Genomic DNA, 17830 nt, shown 5'->3' on the forward strand with positions numbered 1-17830 from the left:
GCAGGTAACGGTTACTTCACTGACAATTCGCTGACCCACGCCCAGGCGCGGCCATCTTGCGATGTTGGCATCTTACGGAAGGTGATGCTGATCGCTTCTGTTTCCACGGGATGTGCCAGTTTGATGTCCGTCTTGGGAGAGAACGTCGTCGTAGCGATTTCTGTTCCCTCTCGAGGCGTATTGGGATTTACAGCACGTACCACGCCTTCACCACCGGTGGTCGACGGATCCATATCCAAGGTGATCTCAGAGACCGTTGCCTTCTTTTCGAGCTTCACCAAGATGGTGACCGCGGTTTGGTCCAGGAACTGGTTGTAATCGAAGTAGCGCGAGTGCCAATTCGTCTTTGCGTCGCCGTCAATCATATTGACGGCCATTTCCTCGTGGTCACCCTTATCGTTTTGCCAGGACAACACGGAAACACTGGAAATTACGGGCTTCTCCGTCGCTGCCTGAGTGGCTTCTTGGGTGGGCTGCGCCGATGCTGAGGCAGATGCCGATGCCGAAGAGCTTGCCTTGCTGGACGAGCTGGCGATATCGCTGTGCTTAACCGGGCTGAGGGCGGTTGCACCCGCCCAAATCGTGGCAATGACAGTCAGAACTGCAGCAAAGATAATCGTGGGTCGCGTGGGGTCAATTCCCTTTTCGCCCCCATTTCCCGAGGCCGAAGCGCGTGAGTGTTCATCGTGGCCGTGAGCGTCGCCGGAGTTTCCACGGCCACCGCCAGAGCCTCCTTGAGCGCCACCGCCGGCCTCGGAATGACCGTGACCGGAGGAGCGAGTCGGGGTGGCAGCCGCGCTAGAGCCCGCAACGGATGCTGCGGCCCCTCCGACAACCGCGCCCTCGGCGAAACCGTGGGGAAGCGGTGCGGGGATACGAGAAGATGATTCCTGATGCTGAGCCTTAGCGGCGGCCGTCTCAGCCGAGGCCTCGGCAGCTGCAGCGCCCAAGGGAATACCGGCGGGTGCAGTTGCGTCGACGTCGTACATGCGCGCGGTTGCGGGCAGGGTCGGGACGATGGGGTGTTCGGGCTTTGCTTGGCTCATCTGGACGCTCTCTTGGGAACCGCGATTGCTGTGAGGAAGGGTTGGGACATTCGCAGGTGTGTCCTGCTGGGGTGAATGAGACGACGGCGCAGGATGGCTCTCGCCGTCGGGATGAACAACATCATCGAAGGTTGGCACCGAAAGGTCAACAGAAAGGGGAACCCATTGTGGCGTTCCTTCACGGGGGATGTGCTGGTCCTCGGTAGCCATAGTTTCCTCCTGAGGTGACGGTGCCACACCATTATGAGCGCTTTGTCGTTCACGTGTAGGCTGCGCGGCCGAAAGCAGGTCACATAGCGCGATCGGAAGGTGTAAACGCTCGAGCAGGGGACGAATACTGGTTGAAGATTCTTGGGGATTGATCACACGCATTGCGACCATGTACACGGCGGTGACGATGATGGCCACCACACCAAACTTCACGCCCGAAAGCAGCCAGCGCAGGATCTTTGAAGACAGAGTCGTGTAGATTCCCATGAGCCAAAGAGCGCCAAAACCGATACCGCCGGCGATGATCGCACACCCGACGTAGGTGAGGTAGGATCGCGTGATTTCCGAGGAATTCACGTAGCTGTTGCGCTGTCCGACCCAGCGCATCGCAATCAAACCCTGAACGATTCGGCAGACGGTTTCGCCAAGAGCCGCGCCGATTACCCACCAGCGCACGCCGGTTGCGAAGTAGATCGACCAACCGACAATGATCTGCAAGATCGTCGGAACAATGCCCATGAGGAAGACGGGCTTGGCGTCCTCGTAGGCAAAGAAGACGCGCTGGCTCATCAGAACAATGCCCGTGGAAGCCACACCGGGCATGAGCGAGACCAGGATCAGCGCGTAGGAAGAAATGAGTTCGGGGCGGGCGGTGTTCGTGACAACCAGCTGCATCATGGGAGCCGCGCCCGCCATGAAAATCGCGGCCGCAAGAACCGTCAGTGAGGTAATCAGGCGAATACCTGTGTGGTAGTGCTCGGCGACTTCCTGGTCATTGTCGTCGGCAACTGCGTAGTTCAATCGCGTAAAGATCGCGGTTGCAAGAGAAACAGTGATAACCGACTGCGGCAGCATGAAAATCAAGAAGGCTGCCGAATACCCCGCCAGACCCGCGATGGGCATAGGGTTCTGGTTCAGGTAGTTATCCGCAATTGAAGCGATCGCGTTCGTCGAAAGAACCCCAACCTGAGACACACCCAAGGTTGCAAAGGTCCAACCCGCAACCTTTGAGGCGGAACCAAAAGACGTTCCGCGGAAGTGGAAATCAGGCTTGAAGGAGACTCCCGCGCGCCGCATGGGAATGAAGAGCACCAGAGCCTGACAGACCACGCCCAAAGTGGTGGTGATCGACAGCAGCCAGAACTGAGGGGACGTAAAGTCAGAAATTACGAAATCTTCGTGAGCACCCCACAGAATGAGGAAAGCCACCAGACCCGCGATTGCAATGATGTTGTTGAGTACCGGCGCCCACATGTAGGGACCGAAGACACCGCGGGCATTGAGCAGCTCGCCCAAGAGGTTGTACAGGCCGTAGAAGAAAATCTGCGGGAGACACAAGAATGCGAAAGCAACGGCAAGTGAGCGGATGTCTTGGCTGTATCCCGGTGCCATGATGACGATGAGTACCGGTGCCAAGAGAGTTGAAACGAAGGCGACCAGGAACAGAATTGTTCCGGCCAGAGTAATCAGCCGGTTGATGTAGACCTGCCCCTCGTCGCGTTTGAGTGCGCGCACGATCTGGGGAACCAGGACTGCATCAAAAACGCCCGATGCCAGCAGGTTGAAGATTGTGTTGGGAAGAGTATTTGCCGTTTGGAAAGCCGCGGAGACCGCGCCACCGGCAGAACCCAGGGCCGCCAAAAGCATGGCGGCTTTAATGAAGCCAAGGACTCGGGAAACCATTGTTCCCGAGGCCATCAGTACGCTGGCTCGAAGAAGTGAGCCGTTGCGGGCCTGGCTTTCACTCATTCTGATCCTCTACATCTGGTTTGGGTGAATCCGAGCTTTCCGGATGATCTGGGCGACGCGGGGGACGTCCTGCGTGGACAAAACCGCCGCTGGAAAGTGGAACGTTCACTGTGCCCTTTTCGACGCCGCCCACACCGGGAAGATGCGAAGATTCCTCGGTCTGCGAGGACTTCAAACGGCGTCGAATGGTCCGGATGATGCCGCCAAGGAAGGCAATTCCGACAATGACGGTCACGACCGCGGTGGCTGCGTCTTCCCATCCCGCGCGCATTCGCACCAGGACTTTTTGGGAATCATCAAGGACAGCTCCGCTGGGCGTTGACACCTTATAGGTCACGCGAATATCACCCGAACCAATTGCCGTGACGGGCACATCCACATTCGAGGAGGAATTCGCGGGGATCGTGGCCGTTCCCGTGCTGGTCACGCGCAGGCGGGGGTCACTGGGAAGCAAAGTCACTTTGACATTCACTGGCCAGGGAAGTGAGTTACGCACGCGCACGGGGAAATTCGCGCTCTTGTTAATCAGGTTGACAGCATTCGAGGATTCAACCGAGACGGAGGACCTAAATGCATCAAGCGCCTGCGTATTCGCAGTGATCGTTTGGCTTTGTTGGTCACCCGCATCCGCTTGGAGTGCACTGGCTACGGCCGAATTCAATTGAAGGCGCGCGGCATCAACATTTTCTGTGGCATCGGCCAAAGGAAGAGCGTTCGAGTATGCTCCGCTCAGTCCTGCCGTTTGTGAGCGCAGTGAGTCAGAAAAATGAGCATCCTCGACGGGATTACGTTCAATATCGGTGGCCTCGGAATCCACGAGTTCACTGAAACTGGTCCCCTTGACCCAGCGGTTATCAAGGATCGCACGAACACGCTCGACACGATTCTCATCTAGCGAGGATCCGCGCTGAAGCGGAACGAATAAGGTACGCGAGAAGTTTGGGCGCTCGCGGGTGATCATCGCAGTTAAAGCTGTCAGGAATTGCTGAGTATCCAGCTCATCATCAACGCTTTGCGCATCCCATGACAAAAGCTCACTGAGGTTGTCGATTGAGGCAAGAGCAGTGACCGTGTCCCCGGGCTGAGCAGAGTCACCCGTGTGGGTCTGGCCGTCGGATGAGAGCTTGACCTTGGCCATCGAGGTGAAGTTCTGCTCTGAGCTTGGCGCTAGTTGCCCGGGAGGGGCAATCACGGTTGAGGCGTATTTGCTGTTCAGCGCTTGAGTACCCCAGCTTTGCGAGGCAGGCCAGGAAACATTTGAGATCAGTGTTGGCCCGGAGTTGTCCTTATCTGACGAGGCCGAGCTTGAGTCCGGCGAGGCAGTGGCGCTCGGTGATTGCGAACTTTCGCTTGTGGGGCTCGCATTTGAGGAAGAAGCAGAGCTCGAGGGAGAAGTAGAGGCTTTTGAACGCGAGGAAGGCAGGAGAGCCTTGACCTTGCTGACGGAGGTTGGGACCGAGGCGCGCGATGAGGCCAGGTAGTCCATGACCGCGTCATTGTTGAGCGTGGTTGCCAAGGAAAGGTCAGCGTCGTGGCTGGGCAGAGCAACCAATTCTTTTGTGCGCTCGAAGAAGGTTTGGATAAAGGCTGCGCGAGTATTGCGATCTGCCGTGATCTCGGCCTCGGAACGCACAGTCGGCGAGGAAGAAGCGCTGGGCGAGGCGGAGGCCTCGGAAGAAGAGGAAGTCGAAGGAGAAGCGGCTGAGGGGGATACGGAAGGAAAAGCGCGAGATGAACTTTGGTCCTCGGGGACCGTGAGCTCGCGGAGCAAAGTATCTGAATCGGTCGCAAAAGTGACACCGGTCATCGATGCCGCGGACAGGATTGAATAGGAGTCGGTGGGGGTTTGCGGCGTTGACTCGGTCCATGGGAGCAGAACATTTGCGCGAGTGGGTTCAAGGGAATAACCCGAATCCCACACGAGGATTGAACGATCAGACCCACGAGTTTCATCGCCTTCAACAACGATGGTGATTCCACGCGGTCCCCACTCGAAATCTGATCCGAAGGGAAGAGATTCAAACGGGATTGTGATGTGGAAGGTCTGCTCGGTGTGAGGAGCAATCGTTGCCTCGAGGGTCCCCGCGTGGACACGCCGACCCTGCCAGCTCTGACCAGAAAGGTATGAGGAAAGCTCCGGTGCGGTCACGGGTGAATAGGTCTGGACGTAGGCATCCAGCGATGGGTTCGTGACGGGCTTATCTGACAGGTTTCGAACGACGCCCGATACCTGCAGGTTGTGCTGCGAGGTAATGACCCGTGGTTCCAGCCTGTTGATTCGTACGTCAATTCCCGAGGCCTGACCTGCATCTCCCAATATCTGCGGTCGCGTTGTTGATTGGGGCGCGAGCCCTAAGAGCGACGCGGAGGGCGCAGAAGCTGAGGCCTGCGCTCTTTGGGTTCCCTGAATGTGTGTGGGTAGCGCTTGAGCGCTCGCGGGGGTGGCCCCCAGGAGTAGTGCGCTCAGAGGCAGAAGAGTCAGTGCGTATCGAGCTGCTGGCGGCTTGATCATGATGCATCCCGGTAGAGCAAGTCCAAAGCGATACCGACAATGCGCCTTTCATTGGGATAGGCCAGCTCACGAGTGAGGTCGCGCAAGGGAACCCACGCGGCGTCTTCGGCCTCGTGATCGGGGTCGCCCTCGACGGTGATGGAGCCTGAGATGTAGCCCATTAAGTAGTGGTGAACGACCTTGTGAATCCGTCGATCTGCACCTGAGAACCAGTAGTCGATCGATGCCAGGTGACGAATAATTCGCCCGTGGATTCCGGTCTCTTCGGCGACTTCGCGCAGAGCCGCTTCCTCGGGAGACTCACGGCCTTCAAGATGTCCCTTTGGGAGGCACCATTCGATCTTTCCCGACCGATTACGGCGAGCAATGATTGCCGCATAGGGCTGACCATCGCGAACATCGACAACGATGCCGCCCGCGGAGGTTTCGGAAGAAACGGGAAGGAAATGGGGTGTCGGCTGGACCGTGCGCAAAGAAGGATTGCGACGCGGAGGCCGGGGCACTCCGGGTCGTAAGGCTTCAGAAGGCACAGTCATACCTCCACTTTAGGCGGGATTGGGGCTCTTGGTCAGGTCGCACCATCGGTCAAGTGGGAATTACCGCAATTTTCGTGTGTTAGAAGGTCAATTGGTGCGACCTTCGGCGCATGTCAACCGAAGACGAGGCCGTGGTGCGGATACATCAAAGATGCGGAAATCATGGCATGCTGGAGGGGATGAGTACACAACTTTCGCGAACGATGGGTCAATCCCGCTCACACGCTCCTCTTCCCAGCGGTCTGGGCGAGGGCAATCTGGGTCTATTAATGGCTCAGGCGCAGCAGGCTTTTTCCCACCTTCCCAAGGAAATCCTCGAGCTCGGTGAAATTTTCGCCGAAGCTGGAGAAGAAATCAGCCTGGTCGGTGGACCGGTTCGCGATGCCTTCTTGGGACTCACTCCCCACGATTTTGATTGCACGACTTCTGCGCGTCCGGAGAAAACTGAGAAACTACTGGCGCAGTGGGGGAATGCAACCTGGGATATTGGCCGCGAGTTCGGGACCATTGGTGGTCGCCGCGGAAAGCTGGTCGTTGAAGTCACAACCTACCGCACGGATTCGTATGAAGTTGGTTCGCGCAAGCCCGAGGTCGAGTATGGCGACACCCTGGAAGGCGATCTGACGCGGCGTGATTTCACCGTCAATGCCATGGCCATGCGATTGCCTCAGATGGCTCTGGTTGATCCCCACGATGGCCTTGGTGATTTGGCTTCGGGCCGTCTGCGTACCCCCGTCAGTGCTCTGCAGTCCTTTGATGACGATCCGCTGCGGATCATGCGTGCTGCGCGCTTCAGTGCCCAACTGGGTATCGATGTTGACGAAGACGTCATGGATGCCATGGAGTCAATGGCCGGACGCCTTGAGATCGTTTCAGCTGAACGCATCCGCGCTGAACTTGAACGACTCATCATTTCGCCGTGGCCCAGGCGCGGTTTGGAATTGATGGTCCACACCGGGGTTGCAAATAACGTCTTGCCTGAGCTGTCTGCTCTGGTGTCGACCGTTGATGAGCATCATCGTCACAAGGATGTTTACCAACATACGCTGACCGTTTTGGATCAAGCGATCGATTTGGAAACGGATGCTGACGGTCCTGTTCCCGGTCCGGATTTTATTTTGCGTTTCGCGGCACTCATGCACGACGTGGGCAAACCGGCTACGCGTCGCTTCGAATCCAATGGCACGGTGTCATTCCATCACCATGAGTTAGTGGGAGCGAAGCTCACGCGTAAGCGGATGAAAGCCCTGCGTTTTGACAAGGCAACGATTGATGCCGTTTCAGAACTGGTTGCCCTGCACCTGCGTTTCCACGGCTACGGGGAAGCGAAATGGACGGATTCGGCAGTGCGCCGCTACGTTGCCGATGCGGGAGAGCTTCTTGAGCGCCTGCATCGCCTGACGCGCGCTGATTGCACAACGCGTAACAAGCGTAAGGCCGCCTACTTGTCCGCTGCATATGACGACCTAGAAGAGCGTATTGCTGCTCTTCGCACCCAAGAAGAACTCGACGCTATTCGCCCCGATCTCGATGGCGATCAGATCATGGAAATCCTTGGTCTGCGTCCTTCGAAGGCCGTGAAGATGGCCCGCGATTATCTTCTGGATCTTCGAATGGAACAGGGTCCTTTGGGAGAAGAAGCGGCGCGCGAGGCACTCCTTGCCTGGTGGGCATCTGATGAAGTTCGAGAGATTGCCGCGGAGTATCAGGCACAGCAGGAACGCTGGGAAGCAAAGGCGGCCGAAAAGAAGGCGCGCAAGCGCCGTTCTGCCAGCGAAAACTAAGTCGATCCGGAGCTTGCTTTAGGCAATACGCCCGCTTTCTGCGTAGGCTAGACACGATCACCTATGCTGAAAGGCTGGTTTTTCGTGGCACCTTCTAACGCAAACGACGACCGCGGACGTCGACCTCTTCCCTCGCGGGCCGAGGCTACTCGACGTCGGCTCGCAGAGCAGGCCCGTCGCGATGGAGAGGGAACGATTCCCAAGACTTCCGCATCCTCGGCGTCCTCTGCACCCAAGCGGACTTCCGCAGCTGCACGGGTCTCAGGCGGGGCCTCGGCGCGCACAGGAAGCAGCAGCGAGGCTCGACGCACAGGCACCCAAGGCGCTAGCTCCTCCTCGGCAAGTAGTGCGCGTAAGCGTCCTACTCGCCCACAAAGCGATCGCGAGGCCTCGGCAGCAGCAAGCCGCGCGCGCGCGAAGAAGGGCCCAGCTAAGGGCGCTAAGGCAAATAAGGGGAAGAAGAAGCGGAGTCTGGGCGCACGTATCGGCCGCGGAATCCTCTTTACTTTCCTTGGGCTGATCATCGCGGGGCTGGGGACCTTCTTGGTTGCCTATGCCGCGTTGACGGTTCCCCAGGCTGATCAGGTTGCGCTCGCGCAGACCACGACTGTCTACTACGCCGATGGCACCACCGAAATGGGACGGATGTCGCAGGTTAATAGGAAGATCATTGATTCATCGACCCTTCCGGACTATGTTGCGCATGCTGTTGTTGCCTCGGAAGACCGGACTTTCTACACGAACTCCGGCGTTGATCTTAAAGGTATTGGACGCGCACTGGTCAACAATATTAGGGGCGGGGCGCGCCAGGGTGCATCGACCCTGACCCAGCAATATGTTGAGCGCTACTACGTTGGGGAAACAACCGGCTATGTGGGTAAGGCCAAGGAAGCAATTCTTGCCCTCAAGATCAACCGCGAACAGTCCAAAGACCAGATCATCGGCAACTACCTCAACACCATTTACTTCGGGCGTGGAGCCTACGGAATCGAGGCCGCATCTCAGGCTTACTTCGGTCATGAAGCAAAGGACCTGACCCTTTCCGAGGCCGCAATGATTGCCGGCATCATTCCCGCTCCTTCCGCGTGGGACCCGGCGGTTGATGAAGAGAAAGCGCGCTCGCGGTGGACTCGTGTCATCAATCTGATGGTCGAAGACGGGTGGATTTCCCAGGCCGATGCGAACGCGGCTGAATTCCCCAAGACCATTGACCCCGATACTTTGAGCGGGCCGACAATGGAAGGTCCGACCGGTTATCTCATGGAGCAGATCCGTACGGAACTTGCCCAAGAGGGCGGTTTCACGGCCGATCAGCTGGCAACCGGTGGATACCGAATCATTTCCACAATTGATAAGGAGAAGCAGGATCAGGCGGTTGAGGCTGCCGAGTACATGTACACGGTGCGTGGGTGGAATGAAGACTCCATGCACGTGGTTTTGACGTCATTGGATCCCGCTACCGGTGAAATCGTTGCCGAATACGGCGGCAAGGACTATCTCAAGCGCCAGCAAAATGGCGCGACGCAGGACATTATGGCTGCCGGTTCGACCTTTAAGCCCTTCGCCTTGATTGCTCATGTCGAACAGGGCGGGTCGATCTACGACACCTACGACGGTTCCTCGCCGAAGACCTTCAGTGGATTGGCACGTCCGGTGAGTAATGACTCGGGTGTGTCCTGGGGTCGTCAGAACCTGGTCAATGCAACGAAGAATTCGATTAACACGGTTTTCGTTGGACTCAACCAGGAAGTTGGATCCGCAACGACCAAGCAGGTTGCCATTGAGCTGGGTATCCCCGAAGACACCAATGGCTTGGACGACTCCCTGCTGAACGTTCTGGGCTTCGCGGCGCCTCACAATATCGACCTGGCTCACGCGTATTCGACCATTGCTTCTGGCGGTCAGCGGACCACCCCGCACATCGTCCGCGAGGTTCAAAACTCTGATGGTTCGAAGGTCTTCCAGACCACCGTAAACCCGAAGCAGGTTTTCGACACGAAGACCATGTCAACGGTCCTTCCGGCGCTGCAGGCCGTGACCGCTTCAGGTGGTACAGCCGAGGCCGCCGCAGTTCTCAAGCAGGATAGCGGCGGAAAGACAGGTACCTCGGAAGAGCAGAAGACCGCACAGTTCGTTGGGTTTACCCCGAGCTTGGTCACTGCCGTTAGCATGTACCAGCTCGATGAGAATGGTAGCCCCGTGTCGCTGACGAATATTGGCGGTTTGGGCCAATCCCACGGCGGTGACTGGCCGGTAACCGTGTGGGTGCGCTACATGAAGGCGGCGACCGCGAACGATACGAAGCTCCACTTCGACTGGTATAAGCGTCAAACCGCGACTCCGGTGAATCCCGCACCGGTCGCGACGACCACTCCCACTCCAACTGAGGAAACACCAACACCGACTCCCGAGGCGACCCAAGAAACCCCTGGAGCAGAGGTTCAGCCAACCGTTACTCCTTCCACCCAAAACAATGGCGGCAATGGTGGAAACGGCGGCGGTTCTAACGGCGGGGGCTCATCGAATGGTGGTGGCGGACGCCCCGGTGGCGGTGGCGGTCCGGAGTAAAGCCTATTCGGGTATACAAAAGCCGGGGCAATCCCTTTCGGGATACCCCGGCTTTTGTATAAGCCTTGTCAGACTGTCACTTCACGGCCAGAACGCGAACCTTGAGGTTTGCGCGAACATCGGCGTGGAGGTTGACCGTCACGGTGTGGTCACCGGTGGTCTTGATCGGGTCGGTGATGATCACGCGACGACGATCGATGGTCTGGTTCAGCTGTTCCTTCACTGCGTCAGCAATCTGAGCGGCAGAAACGGAACCGAAGAGGCGTCCGTGTGCACCGACCTTGCTGTTCACGGTCACAACCGCGGCCTGCAGGGCGTCGCGCACGAGGCGTGCATCGTCGACGGAAGCGATCTCACGACGGCGGCGAGCTGCTGCCATCTGATCGATCTGTGCCTGTGCACCCTTGGTCCACTTGGTAGCGAAGCCACGGGGAACCAGGTAGTTACGGGCGTATCCAGACTTGACCTCGACGACATCGCCTGCGGAACCGAGACGTTCCACATCGTGGGTGAGGATGAGCTTGGTAGTTGCCATTTTTCAGTCCTTCCCTTCGAATCAGCGGCCGGTAGAAGTGTAGGGCAGCAGAGCCATCTCTCGCGCATTCTTGATGGCGCGAGCAATGCGACGCTGCTCCTGGACGGAGACACCGGTGACGCGGCGAGCGCGGATCTTGCCACGGTCCGAGATGAACTTACGCAGCAGAGCGGTGTCCTTGTAGTCGATCGATTCGATCTTGGCCGACTTCAGCGGGTTGGCCTTCTTCTTAATGGGCTTATTGCGAAGTTGAGGCTTCGCCATGATGTTCTCCTTGATGATCTGAGCGAGTGAACGCTCCCAAGCATGTGTTCAGCGTGTGTCAGCGTGGTGCTGACGAAGCGCTATTTAGAAGGGCGGATCTTCGGCGAAAGAGGTCGCAGCACCGGAATCGGATGTGCGCCACGGATCGTCTTGAGAGCCGCCGGCGGGTGCGCCATAGCTGGCCTGGCCCTGTGAGTAACCACCTTGGTTTCCGTAGCCCTGCTGCTGTCCGTAGCCGCCACCTTGGGAGTAGCCTCCCTGGGGTGCTCCGCCTTGCGAGGCCGGGCCGCCCGTGCGGGTGACCTGTGCCTTTGCGCGGCGCAGTGAGGGGCCGACCTCGTCAACTTGAAGTTCGACGACGGTGCGACGTTCGCCCTCGCGGGTTTCGAAAGAGCGCTGCACGAGGCGACCGGTGACAATGACGCGCATTCCCTTACGCAGGGATTCGCCGACATTTTCAGCCATTTCGCGCCAAACAGAGCAGCGCATGAACAGGGTTTCCCCGTCCTTCCATTCGCCGCTTTGACGGTCGAAGGAACGCGGGGTAGATGCCACCGTGAAGTCGGCGACGGGTGCTCCGCTCTGCGTCCAACGCAGTTCCGGATCATTGGTCAAATTGCCAATGATCGTAATGACGGTTTCTCCAGCCATTGGATCTCCTTGGTGGGCTGTATGAGGTGATTGCTCAGGCGAGCAAAGGTCAGTGGGCGTCCGGACGCAGGAGCTTCGTGCGCAGGATGGACTCGTTCAGAGTCATCAAGCGGTTGATTTCCAGCGCAATTTCGGGGGTGGTCGTCATGTTGATGACGACGTAGATGCCCTCGGAACGCTTGAGAATGTCGTAGGCAAGACGACGCTTGCCCCAGATGTCGACCTTTTCGACGGAGCCGCCATTAGCGGTGACCTGCTCGAGGTACTTCTCCATCTGCGGGGCGACGGTGCGCTCGTCGATCGAAGGATCGAGGATCACCATCAGTTCGTATTCACGCACGTTGATACCCACCTCCTGTGGTCTTCGCGGTCACGGTATTTCCGTGACAGGAGGGTCATGCGTTGCAATTACCGGAGTTTCACCGGCTTTTGCACATGGACACATGGGTGTCCATGGGACTCATTTCTTGCCCGGGTGGGTAGAAACAGTCCAGCGTCAAAGTCTAGCGTTTTTTCAGTTTTCTGTCACTACCTGTCACGCAGTTCAAAGCCTGATTTATTCGGCGCCTTGGGCAGCGGCCTCGTGGCGAGGAATTAGCGCGTGTTTGGGCGAGAACCAGGTGATCCACGAATTGGTCAGCGCGCGCGTGAGCATGTACAAACCGGTGACCAAACCGATGAGGACAGCAACTGCCTGAGTTTCTGTAAGAGCGGGGCGCGCAACCGAGAAAAGCCACAGTGCGGGAAGCAGAATCGCCAGGTTGAGGAATGCAGCCTTTGCCAGGGATGCCCCGCGTCCGGCTCCGATCAGGACGCCATCGAGCAAGAATGCGTGAGATTGAGCGGGGAAGAAGACTGCGTTGACGATCACCGCGGGGATCGCCATGTTTCGCACCACGGCCTCGGAAACGAAGAAGGAAGGGATCCAGGGGGACAGGGCCGCGGTCAATGCGCCGATGATGATCCCCGCAAAAATTCCCCACCACGAGAGGGTGCGAAGCAGAGTGCGCAGCTGTGAGCGATCGCCCGAACCGATAGCGAAACCGACCAGGGTTTGCGAGGCGATCGCAAGGGAATCGAGAAGGAAAAGTGGGATTTGCCAGGCGGACATGACAACTTGGTAGGCGGCCAGGCCGTTGACGCTGATTGCCGTCGCGCTCCAGATCGAGGTGAGGAAGGCCAGACGAATTGCGATCGAACGTGCCAAGAGGGGGCCTCCGACACGGGCGGATTGGTGGATTCCCCTGATCGAGGGCCGCAAGGAGACTCCCAAGGTGCGCGCCGGTCGGGCAAGGATGATGGCCAAGCTGATCGCCATGATTGTTGAGACGATCGAGGTTCCAATACCGCTACCGACAATCCCCAGGTTGATCCCGTAAATGAGGAAGGCGTTGAGGCCGACGTTCAGTGCCGCACCCGCTCCAGCCGCGATGAGAGGAGTGGTGGTGTCCTTCATTCCGCGCAGGACACCCGTGGCCGCCATGGTGATGAGCGAGGCCGCAAGTCCGGGTAGGGATGCGTAGAGGAAGGATTGGGCGTAGGGCATGATTTCGGGTGCTGCGCCCAATGCGTGAAGCAGTGGAATTCCGCAGATTGCCAAGAGGAGAGCTAAGGAAACGCCGATGATGGCTGCGAGCCACATGGCATGTACTCCCAGTTCGCGTGCCCTGCGTTCGTTTCCGGCTCCCATTGCTTGGGCAGTTTCGGCAGTGGTTGAGTAGGCCAGGAAGATCGACATTCCGTAGACGGTGTTGACGATGATCATGGCCAGGGACATGCCGGCGATTTTCTCTGCACCCAAGTGTCCGACCATCGCGGAGTCAATGGTGAGGAAGAGCGGTTGGGCGATTGTTGCGCCCAGGGTTGGGATGGCGAGCGCCAGGATTTGTCTGGTGAGGCTTGTTTTTTTCGTCACCACGGGGGCGCTGTCACCTGTCTTTTCTGAAGGAATGCTGGGAATGGGATCGGATGCTTCGGTAAGTGTGTGCCTATCCACTGAAGTGGATTCATCTGTGGATAGAGCCTGTTCAGAGTGCTCATTTGCAGTTGGTGTCGGTTCATTGTGGATAGAAATATCTGACGCGCGTAAACCTTCAATCTCCGCTTGAGGCTTATGTTTGCGCTGGTCATCGTTATCCACTGATTCTCGCTCCACTTTTTATCCACAGTCTGTGTACACATCTGTGGAAAGATCTTACTCGGAAAATGGCGTGATTCTAGGGAAACTCGAAACTGAGGATAGCCTGAGAGAGGGCTTGGGAAATGCCTGTTATCCACACCTTTCCACAGGACATGTGGATGACACGCGGCCAAATCCACAAGATATCCACATGTCATCCACATTCGTGTTGAACTTGAGGGTGGCACGCTTCCTCACTTGGCAGTACTCTCGCGTGTACGCGCTTTGCGTCGGTAGCTCGAATCGACGCGGCATGCCAATCCCGTCCACATACGCACATTCGCCTAGGAGAGCCCTTAATGGCATCGGAAGATTTTGATCGCACCCCACCTCAGGACATCGACGCTGAGATGTCCGTTTTGGGGTCCATGATGCTCTCCAAGGAAGCTATTGCCGATGTCACCGAAGAAATTCGAGGGACGGATTACTACAAGCCCGCTCACGAAATCATCCACAACACGATCATTGATCTGATGGGGCGCGGAGAACCCGCAGATGCCGTGACGGTGGTAGGCGAACTCCAAAGGCAGGGCGACCTGTCCAGGGTGGGCGGGGCCTCGTATATCCATTCGATTATTGCTGCAGTTCCTACCGCGGCGAACGCCGGCTACTACGCGCGAATTGTTAAGGAGCGCGCGATCTTGCGTCGACTGGTGACTGCGGGAACGCGAGTTGTTCAGCTGGGTTACGCAGATGCCGGTGGTGACGTCGATGAGATCGTTGACCAGGCGCAGGCTGAGATCTTCGCAGTTGCCGAACGTCAGTCGCAAACTGACTACGTGTCGATGGCAGAGATGTCAGAGAACATTCTGGGCGAACTGGAGCAGATTGAACTCAATCAGGGCAAGCTCGCTGGCGTGCCCACGGGATTCGTTGACCTTGATCGAATAACCGGTGGCCTGCGAGGTGGGCAGATGATCATTGTCGCGGCCCGTCCCGCAATGGGTAAGTCGACTTTGGCTCTGGACTTTTGCCGTTCGGCCTCGATCAAACATGGAGTTACCTCGGTCATTTTCTCGTTGGAAATGTCGCAAAACGATATTGCGATGCGCATGCTTTCCGCTGAGTCTTCAGTGTTTATGAGCAAGATGATGAAGGGCGAAATGACCGAGCGTGACTGGCGAAAGGTCTCTGAAACAACCGGCAAGATTTCCGAGGCTCCGGTTTATGTTGATGATTCGGCGAACGTCACCATGACGGAAATTCGTTCAAAGTGTCACCGCCTCAAGCAACAGCACAATCTGGGCCTCGTTGTTGTCGACTACCTGCAGCTGATGACAACGGGTAAGCAGGTTGAATCTCGACAGCAGGAAGTTTCAGTTCTGTCGCGAAACCTCAAGCTTCTTGCGAAGGACCTCGATATTCCAGTCGTTGCTGTCGCCCAGCTGAACCGTGGTCCCGAAGCGCGAACCGACAAGAAACCGATGATGAGTGACCTGCGTGAATCCGGTTCGCTAGAACAGGACGCGGATATCATCATGCTCTTGCATCGTCCCGAATACTACAATTCTGAAGATCGTCCGGGTGAAGCCGATATTATTTTGGCCAAGCATCGTAATGGTGAAACGGGAACTATTCGTGTGCTTTTCCAGGGGCACATGGCTCGCTTCGCGAACTTTACTTCGCGCGAAGAACCTGTGTAGTTTGAAGAGTCAGGAGGGATATGTACGACTTAAATGCTTTCACACCTGCACAAGCGGCTGATCCCTCTTTACCTGCCGAACTGATCGCCCAACTTGCTGCCGCACGCCCTGATTTGCATGCCGTGCTCTTGGAAAACCCTAGTATGTACCCGCAGTTGCGCCAGTGGATTATTGATACGAATGCTCAGCGCGAACCTCAGTTCGTCTACGGTTCGGGAGTAGCCGCGGCAAATGGAGAATTTCCCTCCCAGCCTCAGGCTGACTACTTCCCAGTCCCCGGAACTGACCGTGCACCGCAGGCTCAGTTCTCGCAGCACAGTGAGGCACCGGTCGCAGGACAGTACGCCTCGGCGCAGGTTCAGGCGCCGGCCTCGGCAGTGGGAGAAGCGGTGGACTGGAGTTGGCGGGAAACGGCGAATAGCGGGCCACTTCAAGACCTCGAGGCCTTTGCAAATGGAAAGCGCGTGCGCGAACCCGGACAGGGTAGGGGCGGGTCTGCTCTTGTGTGGGGAATTGGGGCCTTTATAGCGCTCTGCGCGGGTGTGATCGCTATTGTTTGGAGCGGCGTACTTTAAGCAGACCGTCCACGCTGAGTAAAGCCAATGCAACCCAGACGATGCCAGTTGCAATCCAGCGCGTGGGCTCCATGTGCTCGTGGAAGATGCACACGCCGATGATCAGCTGAATGCTGGGCGAGATGTACTGCAAGAACCCCAGAAGTCCAAGAGGTAGGCCCTGCGAAGCTTTGGCGAAAGTGAGCAGCGGGATGACGGTGAGGATTCCCGAACCAATCAGAAGAGCCAGGTGAAGCTGCCACGACATCGCTGCGTCTCCCGAGCGAGCAAGCGCATGGAAAGAAGTTGCTTGGTGTGCAGCAAGGTAGATGTAGTAACCCAGAAGAATTGGGATGACCACGGCAGTTTCGATCGTCATTCCATCAAGGGGACGGACCTTGAGTGCGACCTGTTTCTTGACAAGGGAATACAGGCCAAATGATGCGGGTAGGGCCAGCGAGATCCACGGCAAGCGCCCGAGGCCAACAATAATGACCGCGACAGCGATCACCCCCAAAACTAATGCGACTCCCTGAAGGCGCGAGATCTTCTCGTGCAGGACGATCATGCCCAGGGCGACTGTGAAGAGGGGATTGATGTAATAGCCAAGCGCGGCATCGGTCGTGTGGCCGATGAGGATCGCGTAAATATAGGTGGTCCAGTTGATAACGACAAGGAATCCCGCTGCGACTAGAGGCCATGCGATCGAGGGGTCGTGGACAATGCGCCACACTCGCGGCAATGAGCGGGTCATAGCCAAGGTGAGAAAGCACGCAAGGAAGGCCCACAGTGCTCGGTGAACGATGATCTCTAGAGAACCTGCGGGATCAAGCAGGTGGAAATAGAGCGGGAAGAAACCCCATAAGACATGGGTACCAATACCTAGTGCAAGGTACTTACCGAAGTGCTCGTGTCGTGTGGGATGTTCGCTGGCCATAGATGCAGGGTATCGGTTTGGGTAGGGAGGTGCCCGGTGGCGCGTTCGATTTTTGTGCGGGCTACCCTGATGACATGTTCATACGCCCCGCCACTTCCGAGGATCTGAATTTCATCGAGTCTGCTTTTGACCAGGCCCGCGAATTCATGCGGGCGAACGGTAACCCAACGCAGTGGCCCAGCGATTACCCCAACCGCAGCGATGCGCTCAGGGACATTGAAAGAGGCGAGTGCTTCCTTGTTTGTGATGAACAGGGACCTTTAGCAGTGTTTAGTTTCGCTCGCGGGCCAGAAGAGGATTATTCCCAGATTGACGGGGCCTGGCACTTCGATGATGAGTATGGCGTGATCCATCGCCTTGCCAGCGTCCGAGGCCGTGGGGTCACTCGCGTGGTCATGGACTTTTGCGCGGGACAAGTCCCGTATTTGCGCTGCGATACGCACCTTGATAACGGACCGATGCGTCGAGCGCTGGAGGCTTATGGCTTTGAGCCGTGCGGGATGATTTCGGTACGAGGCCAGTGCCCGCGAATTGCCTACGATGGGTTGTTTTCTCAAATATCGAAATAGCGTCGAGTAATTACTTGCTGAATCAGCTTTCTTCGTTAGGCTGAGGTTGACCTCAACGACGGCGAGGAGGTGTGGTGGTGTCTGATTCGCAGT

At 57.4% G+C, this 17830-nt stretch carries 14 protein-coding genes; 5 read left to right on the forward strand and 9 right to left on the reverse strand.

Annotation, left to right across the window (positions count from 1 at the left end):
- Nucleotides 1-11: 11 nt before the first annotated feature.
- From murJ to KHW85_RS03265, 3 genes are read right to left on the reverse strand one after another with little or no spacing between them, the layout of a single operon-like run.
- A complete protein-coding gene (gene murJ, locus KHW85_RS03255; protein WP_291458783.1) occupies nt 12-3005 on the reverse strand; it encodes a murein biosynthesis integral membrane protein MurJ in 2994 nt (997 codons plus the stop codon).
- A complete protein-coding gene (locus KHW85_RS03260) occupies nt 2998-5517 on the reverse strand; it encodes a DUF6049 family protein (RefSeq protein ID WP_291458784.1) in 2520 nt (839 codons plus the stop codon). Before KHW85_RS03260 ends, murJ begins: the two co-directional genes overlap by 8 nt.
- Nucleotides 5514-6053 (reverse strand): NUDIX hydrolase, encoded by a 540-nt coding sequence (locus KHW85_RS03265; protein WP_291458785.1) that lies wholly within the window; start codon nt 6051-6053, stop codon nt 5514-5516. Before KHW85_RS03265 ends, KHW85_RS03260 begins: the two co-directional genes overlap by 4 nt.
- Nucleotides 6054-6322: 269 nt before the next feature.
- Between KHW85_RS03265 and KHW85_RS03270 the strand changes: the two genes are divergently transcribed.
- Nucleotides 6323-7837: a CCA tRNA nucleotidyltransferase gene (locus KHW85_RS03270; protein WP_291458802.1), complete on the forward strand. Its 1515-nt coding sequence runs from the start codon at nt 6323-6325 to the stop codon at nt 7835-7837.
- A 63-nt stretch (nt 7838-7900) separates the two neighbouring features.
- On the forward strand, nt 7901-10405 hold the full coding sequence (locus tag KHW85_RS03275) for a transglycosylase domain-containing protein (RefSeq protein ID WP_291458786.1): 2505 nt from the start codon (nt 7901-7903) through the stop codon (nt 10403-10405).
- 76 nt (nt 10406-10481) lie between these two features.
- Here the strand turns inward: KHW85_RS03275 and rplI are convergent, their stop codons facing one another.
- The 5 genes from rplI to KHW85_RS03300 all read right to left on the reverse strand — a co-directional run bounded on the left by rplI (nt 10482) and on the right by KHW85_RS03300 (nt 14010).
- Nucleotides 10482-10940 (reverse strand): 50S ribosomal protein L9, encoded by a 459-nt coding sequence (gene rplI / locus KHW85_RS03280; RefSeq protein ID WP_009748155.1) that lies wholly within the window; start codon nt 10938-10940, stop codon nt 10482-10484.
- A 21-nt stretch (nt 10941-10961) separates the two neighbouring features.
- Nucleotides 10962-11204 (reverse strand): 30S ribosomal protein S18, encoded by a 243-nt coding sequence (gene rpsR / locus KHW85_RS03285; protein ID WP_009748154.1) that lies wholly within the window; start codon nt 11202-11204, stop codon nt 10962-10964.
- 84 nt (nt 11205-11288) lie between these two features.
- Nucleotides 11289-11855: a single-stranded DNA-binding protein gene (locus KHW85_RS03290; protein ID WP_009748153.1), complete on the reverse strand. Its 567-nt coding sequence runs from the start codon at nt 11853-11855 to the stop codon at nt 11289-11291.
- Nucleotides 11856-11904: 49 nt separating this feature from the next.
- Nucleotides 11905-12195: a 30S ribosomal protein S6 gene (gene rpsF, locus KHW85_RS03295; RefSeq protein ID WP_026066645.1), complete on the reverse strand. Its 291-nt coding sequence runs from the start codon at nt 12193-12195 to the stop codon at nt 11905-11907.
- Nucleotides 12196-12411: 216 nt separating this feature from the next.
- The gene (locus KHW85_RS03300; RefSeq protein WP_291458787.1) at nt 12412-14010 is read right to left on the reverse strand and encodes an MATE family efflux transporter; all 1599 of its coding nucleotides are present in this window, start codon (nt 14008-14010) and stop codon (nt 12412-12414) included.
- 323 nt (nt 14011-14333) lie between these two features.
- Between KHW85_RS03300 and dnaB the strand changes: the two genes are divergently transcribed.
- Together dnaB and KHW85_RS03310 are read left to right on the forward strand one after the other, a co-directional pair.
- Complete coding sequence (gene dnaB / locus KHW85_RS03305; RefSeq protein WP_178704420.1) at nt 14334-15677, forward strand: replicative DNA helicase; 1344 nt, start codon at nt 14334-14336, stop codon at nt 15675-15677.
- A gap of 20 nt (nt 15678-15697) precedes the next feature.
- The gene (locus KHW85_RS03310) at nt 15698-16252 is read left to right on the forward strand and encodes a hypothetical protein (protein WP_291458788.1); all 555 of its coding nucleotides are present in this window, start codon (nt 15698-15700) and stop codon (nt 16250-16252) included.
- Here KHW85_RS03310 and rarD read toward each other — a convergent pair.
- Nucleotides 16227-17168, reverse strand: coding sequence for an EamA family transporter RarD (gene rarD / locus KHW85_RS03315; RefSeq protein ID WP_291458789.1), 942 nt, complete (start codon nt 17166-17168; stop codon nt 16227-16229). The two genes, KHW85_RS03310 and rarD, sit on opposite strands and share 26 nt — an antisense overlap.
- Nucleotides 17169-17242: 74 nt before the next feature.
- On the opposite strand from rarD, the gene KHW85_RS03320 reads away from it, so the two are divergent.
- A complete protein-coding gene (locus KHW85_RS03320; protein WP_291458790.1) occupies nt 17243-17737 on the forward strand; it encodes a GNAT family N-acetyltransferase in 495 nt (164 codons plus the stop codon).
- Nucleotides 17738-17830 lie beyond the last annotated feature (93 nt).

Source organism: Actinomyces sp. oral taxon 181, from assembly GCF_018370895.1.
Lineage (GTDB): Bacteria > Actinomycetota > Actinomycetes > Actinomycetales > Actinomycetaceae > Pauljensenia.

Excerpts from the sequence above, each read along its gene's own strand:
- murJ (WP_291458783.1), bottom strand. The coding sequence starts at position 3,005 with ATGAGTGAAAGCCAGGCCCGCAACGGCTCACTTCTTCGAGCCAGCGTA.
- KHW85_RS03260 (WP_291458784.1), bottom strand. The coding sequence starts at position 5,517 with ATGATCAAGCCGCCAGCAGCTCGATACGCACTGACTCTTCTGCCTCTG.
- KHW85_RS03265 (WP_291458785.1), bottom strand. The coding sequence starts at position 6,053 with ATGACTGTGCCTTCTGAAGCCTTACGACCCGGAGTGCCCCGGCCTCCG.
- KHW85_RS03270 (WP_291458802.1), top strand. The coding sequence starts at position 6,323 with ATGGCTCAGGCGCAGCAGGCTTTTTCCCACCTTCCCAAGGAAATCCTC.
- KHW85_RS03275 (WP_291458786.1), top strand. The coding sequence starts at position 7,901 with ATGCTGAAAGGCTGGTTTTTCGTGGCACCTTCTAACGCAAACGACGAC.
- rplI (WP_009748155.1), bottom strand. The coding sequence starts at position 10,940 with ATGGCAACTACCAAGCTCATCCTCACCCACGATGTGGAACGTCTCGGT.
- rpsR (WP_009748154.1), bottom strand. The coding sequence starts at position 11,204 with ATGGCGAAGCCTCAACTTCGCAATAAGCCCATTAAGAAGAAGGCCAAC.
- KHW85_RS03290 (WP_009748153.1), bottom strand. The coding sequence starts at position 11,855 with ATGGCTGGAGAAACCGTCATTACGATCATTGGCAATTTGACCAATGAT.
- dnaB (WP_178704420.1), top strand. The coding sequence starts at position 14,334 with ATGGCATCGGAAGATTTTGATCGCACCCCACCTCAGGACATCGACGCT.
- KHW85_RS03310 (WP_291458788.1), top strand. The coding sequence starts at position 15,698 with ATGTACGACTTAAATGCTTTCACACCTGCACAAGCGGCTGATCCCTCT.
- rarD (WP_291458789.1), bottom strand. The coding sequence starts at position 17,168 with ATGGCCAGCGAACATCCCACACGACACGAGCACTTCGGTAAGTACCTT.
- KHW85_RS03320 (WP_291458790.1), top strand. The coding sequence starts at position 17,243 with ATGTTCATACGCCCCGCCACTTCCGAGGATCTGAATTTCATCGAGTCT.